Raw genomic sequence first — 4,496 nt, forward strand, 5'->3', positions numbered from 1 at the left:
AAGCCGTGATAATGTGATCCAGCTTGTCACCGCCACAATAAACAGCAAGCCTGAAATCACTAACCACTTAGTTTCAAGCCGTAACATATTCACCCCGTTCAAACATTCTGCGGTTTCTCACTCGGCGGTTCGCCAACCCTTGCGAAAACTCAAGCTGCTTAGTTCGCGGATTGCGTAGCTTATTCCAGTAGCCGATTGCCTCGCCCGCTTTCTTAGTATTGCCTTTGTTAAATTCCCGAAGTGCGGTCGATCCGGCAAATGCGCCGACACCAATGTTAAAGGCAAGATTCACAAAAGCGTCAAACTGCTGCTGTGTAATTGCGCGTTTAACATGATAGTTAACGCCGTTTTCCGCTATCCGCACATCTTCGCGGAGCAGTTCAAGGGATTTTGCTTTAGTGATAGTCATTCCGGCGCGAATCGGCACGCCGTCAACTTTGCCCGTATGACCGGTTCCAATTGTCCAAATCCCTGCGCCATCTTTGTATGCCGTCAGCCTGTCGCCCTCGTCATACTGCAATGCTCTTAAACCATCTATGCTAATCTCTCTCATCTGGCGCACTCTCCCCATAACTGTCATCTCGCTGTGTGCGGTAACGATCAAAATCCGGATAGCTCTGTTTTTTGATTTTTTCATTTACAAACGCAAATAAAAACTCTCTCAATTTTTCCGTGCCGACAAATCCAAGAAACACACCAAGAAACGTAGCGTAATCGGAGTGTCCGAATCCACGCTCAAGCAGCGGAATACTTGTCTGAACAAATCCGGCACAGATCAAGCCGTCAATCAAAATGTACCGAAATTTATTTTTTTTGCGCTGGAATAGTACGCGCAAAATTGTCATAAGGATTGCAGCTATCGCACCGTTGAAGTGACCGCCGGAAAAATTAATCGATAGCCACGTCCATATAGCCGCCCATACATCGGGGTTCTTTTCTGGCATAGTCATTACTCCGCCCTATTTTTGGGCAATAAAAAACCCCGACTGCCGGAGCAATCAGGGTTATAAAAATTCGCTTGGTGAACATCAATTACACAATGCCCACCCTTACACAAAATCATAGGACACTAACCCAAACTTGTCAATATCTAACTTTGATATTTTTGCGATTTTTAGCGCCATTTTTGAGAATAATAAATCCCGTTAACAGCATTTCATGCAATATAATATTTGCTAAGTCTAGCCGTTCTTGAACATAGCGCTTAACTGTTTTTAGGCTTGGTTTCCGCACATTTGTTTTCCCTGCGCAAGGTTTCATAAGCCGCGGCTCAATCTCGTCAAATAGCATTACTGCAAGGCGGTTAATGCTCATTTTATTAACGTAGTAACCGTACACAATAAAATGCAGCTCCTTATCCGCTTCCGTAAAATATTGATCGACACACTGGCTAATCATCAAGCCCTCGTCATCAGCACAAATCGGATCGCTCGGCTCGCCTGCAATCACGCTATCCATCAACCGTCCTAAGATATTTACTTGCCACTTATCAAGTCGCCCCGAACGTACCCAAGCACCCCACTTTTCAAGCCACCCTATAACCCATTTTTCTTGCTCTTTCGTTAAACTTAGCTCGCTTAGATACTTTTTAGCCATTACAACCCCTTAGCTTCCAATGCCTTATTTTTTTCTTTATAGTGCTGGATCACTGATTTAATCTCGTCAATGCTCAGTTTTACGATTTCATGATCTTGCCGTTCCAGCCACTCAACTTTATCTAGTCCGATTTTGCCGATCAGCCTTATGCGATATTCGCTCAGATTTCCGCTTTTATGGTTATTACATGGGGCGCATTGTTTATGAACGTTCAACTCACAAAATCGCAATTCACGACAGGCGCCAACACTGCGATAATGCCCTGCGTGCCATTGTCCTTGATGATAGCGGCCGCACGAGATACAGGGCTCATCTTTGTCGCGCAAGCGGATAAACTTATTAAATTCCGTCTGTGCTTTTTTCAACCAATACGCACGATCATGATCACGCAATTTTGCCTTGCGCTGCTTATGCCGCTGCCTTGCTTCCTTTTCCTGCTTCTCCTCTGCTTGCTGGCGGCTGAACGCCATTGCGCACGGCACAGAACAAACTTTTTGCAACGAGTTAGCCGGATAAAATAACGTGCCGCATGCTTTGCAGGTTTTTGGTTTTAATTGTTTAGGCTTCGCCACCACTCACCTCTTCAAACGTAAATTCACCGCATGATTGTGTTTTTATCGGCACTTCAATCACATTGCCGTCCACATCTTCAAACGGGGCATAATATTCACCCGTTGGCTGACTGCCTAAACATTCATAATGTTTTGGCTCATCTGCGTAATATCCCCATTCATCAAATTTGCGCAAATCCAACACCTCGCCGCCGCACTTCGGGCATTTGAGTTTATTCGTCATAATGATTGCCCCCGCTCTCGCCGAATGCACTGTCAATCATTGCCCCAATAACAAACACAATGACCGCACTTATCATCGGTACAATAATAAACAGGATTAAAATTAAGATTAGGTTCTCAATCATCTTCCTGTTTCACCCATTCTTCTGCCAATTCTAAAATTTTCATTTCTTTCTTGTGATCTAGCCACATAAACTCCGTAAATCTCATGCACTCTGATCCACCACCACAGCAGTAAAATAGGAAATCCTAGAAATGCAACGGCCAAGAAAACAACACTAAAAACCGTTTCCACGATCACCCCCAAAATCCCAGTAATTGGCTAATCTTGTTATCCAATGCCTGCTCGCTTTCGTACACGTTACAAAGCGTTTCATTCCAAATCACACCGTAAACGCCCTTGTACACCTCGTTAAAGGTCTCCTGCGGCATATTGTCAAAGGCAATCGACCACCGCTCTTTGACTGTGCCACCGCTTGCCACCGGCTTAATATCGTAAAAACCGCCTTTCAACATCACATGGTTTAAGTAACCCTCAAGTGTTTTCATGCCCTCGTAATCAAGTCGGTTTTCACGCTCCGTTTTCAATTTATTGATCCGCACTTCTGCGAACTGCTTCAAGTTGCTACGCGTGGTGTCGCTCGCATTCATCGCCTGACATAAATCATCGATAATGCCGTAGCCTAGCCACTTTTCGCTCTCGGTAATTACCGGAAAAGTCGGCTGCCAATACTCAAATCCAATTTCTAGCAACGAGAACAGTTTTTTGTGATGCTTGTAGTTGCGGTTGTGCGATAACGGAATAATCCGCACCGCACTTCCCACCGGCAAACCGCCTAACTTCTGCTTATCAAATTCGGTCTCACAAACGATTGCGCCGTTGGCATATTTCACCGCAAGAATTTCAGTTTTGCGCTGCTTTTTGCTCGCCATTCCAATCCCTCAAATTCATCAATGTGGATATACCGCGTTACCTGCCCCCAATTACGATGTTTGGGGTTGAAAATCGCAATGTGATTACCGCGACACACATCAGTCCACAATCCAGTATCTGGGCTTTTAAACTTCACGCGCCCACCAACGATAAAGCGCATCTCAGTTGCTTTTTGAGAAATACGGCTAAACCAAGTTGTGCTGATGTCCACCGGCAGCAACATCACCACCAAGCAATCATGCTTTTCGAATAGCTCAATCGCACGATTAACAAACTTCAGCGGATCACTAAACGGCGGATTAATCCACACCCGCTCACCATGCAACGGGTAACTCAAAAAATCCTGTTTCTCAGTCAAAAAATAGCTCGGTACTTTGGTGTTTTCTTCGTTTGCGCAACCGTCACAAGTAAAATTAAACTCAGCGTCAAGTACATCAAAAATCGGTTGCGGCGTTGGATAAGTGTTTTTATCAAAACTCATTGTGCAATTGCTCCTCTTTTTAACATTGCCCGCATTCTGGCAAGACGATCTAGTTTTTCGGTTTGTGAAACTTGACGGCTCACGGTTTCAGTCAATTTCGGCGTTTTAGGCTCGGCCACAGTGCCGCCACCGGCTAAGTATTTCGCCATATCGCCGATTAGGGTTTTTGCCCGAATTAACGCTTTTTCATCGCTCAAATTGCGTTGATAAATCGCCGTTTTAAGCTGTAAAACCAAGTGATACTCGACCGCACTTTGCCACTCAAATTCTTCCGGTGTATCGCAATCACTAGCGCTGTATTGGTGATAGCGCGTCATCAATTCTTCTGCCGTCGGTAAGCCCAAATTCTCAAATGGATTACCGCTGTTGCACCACTCGATAAACTGCCCGACACTGGGGAAAAACGGGCTATTTGATTTTTTAGCAAAGCTCAAGCCACGCTGAATTTGCTGCACTGAAACACGCTCACTTAATAGCGTTTCAAGCCATAACTTGCGTGCTGCTCGGTACATGTCAGCGTTCGGGAAAGCCTGCTTCCATGCGGGGAATGCAGCGCATAAACTTTCAAATAATTCCTTTACCGCCTTAGCCATTGCCGGATCTATGTTTACGCTTAATTGGTTTTGCGGTGCTTGATAATTTGGTTCGCTCCCGATGATGTTTTTTAAATTAGCGGCTTGTGTTGTCATAA

9 protein-coding genes are annotated in these 4,496 nt (G+C 45.0%); all 9 read right to left on the reverse strand.

What is annotated here, in order from left to right; genetic code table 11:
- Nucleotides 1–73 precede the first annotated feature (73 nt).
- Nucleotides 74–553, reverse strand: a complete 480-nt coding sequence (locus B8880_RS11225; protein WP_084257686.1) for a lysozyme — start codon at nucleotides 551–553, stop codon at nucleotides 74–76.
- A complete protein-coding gene (locus tag B8880_RS11230; RefSeq protein WP_084257687.1) occupies nucleotides 540–944 on the reverse strand; it encodes a phage holin, lambda family in 405 nt (134 codons plus the stop codon). The genes B8880_RS11225 and B8880_RS11230 overlap by 14 nt, the downstream gene beginning before the upstream one ends.
- A 139-nt stretch (nucleotides 945–1,083) precedes the next feature.
- Nucleotides 1,084–1,596, reverse strand: a complete 513-nt coding sequence (locus tag B8880_RS11235) for an antiterminator Q family protein (RefSeq protein WP_084257688.1) — start codon at nucleotides 1,594–1,596, stop codon at nucleotides 1,084–1,086.
- Nucleotides 1,596–2,168 carry a recombination protein NinG gene (locus tag B8880_RS11240; protein ID WP_084257689.1) on the reverse strand — a complete coding sequence of 191 codons (573 nt, stop codon included), beginning with the start codon at nucleotides 2,166–2,168 and terminating at the stop codon, nucleotides 1,596–1,598. The genes B8880_RS11235 and B8880_RS11240 overlap by 1 nt, the downstream gene beginning before the upstream one ends.
- On the reverse strand, nucleotides 2,155–2,391 hold the full coding sequence (locus B8880_RS11245; RefSeq protein WP_084257690.1) for a hypothetical protein: 237 nt from the start codon (nucleotides 2,389–2,391) through the stop codon (nucleotides 2,155–2,157). The genes B8880_RS11240 and B8880_RS11245 overlap by 14 nt, the downstream gene beginning before the upstream one ends.
- The gene (locus B8880_RS14780) at nucleotides 2,381–2,515 is read right to left on the reverse strand and encodes a hypothetical protein (RefSeq protein WP_260337790.1); all 135 of its coding nucleotides are present in this window, start codon (nucleotides 2,513–2,515) and stop codon (nucleotides 2,381–2,383) included. Before B8880_RS14780 ends, B8880_RS11245 begins: the two co-directional genes overlap by 11 nt.
- Nucleotides 2,516–2,687: 172 nt before the next feature.
- Nucleotides 2,688–3,323, reverse strand: a complete 636-nt coding sequence (locus tag B8880_RS11250) for a DUF1367 family protein (protein WP_084257691.1) — start codon at nucleotides 3,321–3,323, stop codon at nucleotides 2,688–2,690.
- On the reverse strand, nucleotides 3,281–3,805 hold the full coding sequence (locus B8880_RS11255) for a DNA N-6-adenine-methyltransferase (RefSeq protein ID WP_084257692.1): 525 nt from the start codon (nucleotides 3,803–3,805) through the stop codon (nucleotides 3,281–3,283). Before B8880_RS11255 ends, B8880_RS11250 begins: the two co-directional genes overlap by 43 nt.
- Nucleotides 3,802–4,496, reverse strand: a 695-nt coding sequence (locus B8880_RS11260) for a replication protein P (protein ID WP_084257693.1), incomplete at its 5' end; no start/stop codon positions are given. The genes B8880_RS11260 and B8880_RS11255, both read right to left, overlap by 4 nt.

This window comes from Pasteurella testudinis DSM 23072, from assembly GCF_900176075.1.
Lineage (GTDB): Bacteria > Pseudomonadota > Gammaproteobacteria > Enterobacterales > Pasteurellaceae > Chelonobacter > Chelonobacter testudinis.

Excerpts from the sequence above, each read along its gene's own strand:
- B8880_RS11225 (WP_084257686.1), bottom strand. The coding sequence starts at position 553 with ATGAGAGAGATTAGCATAGATGGTTTAAGAGCATTGCAGTATGACGAG.
- B8880_RS11230 (WP_084257687.1), bottom strand. The coding sequence starts at position 944 with ATGCCAGAAAAGAACCCCGATGTATGGGCGGCTATATGGACGTGGCTA.
- B8880_RS11235 (WP_084257688.1), bottom strand. The coding sequence starts at position 1,596 with ATGGCTAAAAAGTATCTAAGCGAGCTAAGTTTAACGAAAGAGCAAGAA.
- B8880_RS11245 (WP_084257690.1), bottom strand. The coding sequence starts at position 2,391 with ATGACGAATAAACTCAAATGCCCGAAGTGCGGCGGCGAGGTGTTGGAT.
- B8880_RS14780 (WP_260337790.1), bottom strand. The coding sequence starts at position 2,515 with ATGATTGAGAACCTAATCTTAATTTTAATCCTGTTTATTATTGTACCG.
- B8880_RS11250 (WP_084257691.1), bottom strand. The coding sequence starts at position 3,323 with ATGGCGAGCAAAAAGCAGCGCAAAACTGAAATTCTTGCGGTGAAATAT.
- B8880_RS11255 (WP_084257692.1), bottom strand. The coding sequence starts at position 3,805 with ATGAGTTTTGATAAAAACACTTATCCAACGCCGCAACCGATTTTTGAT.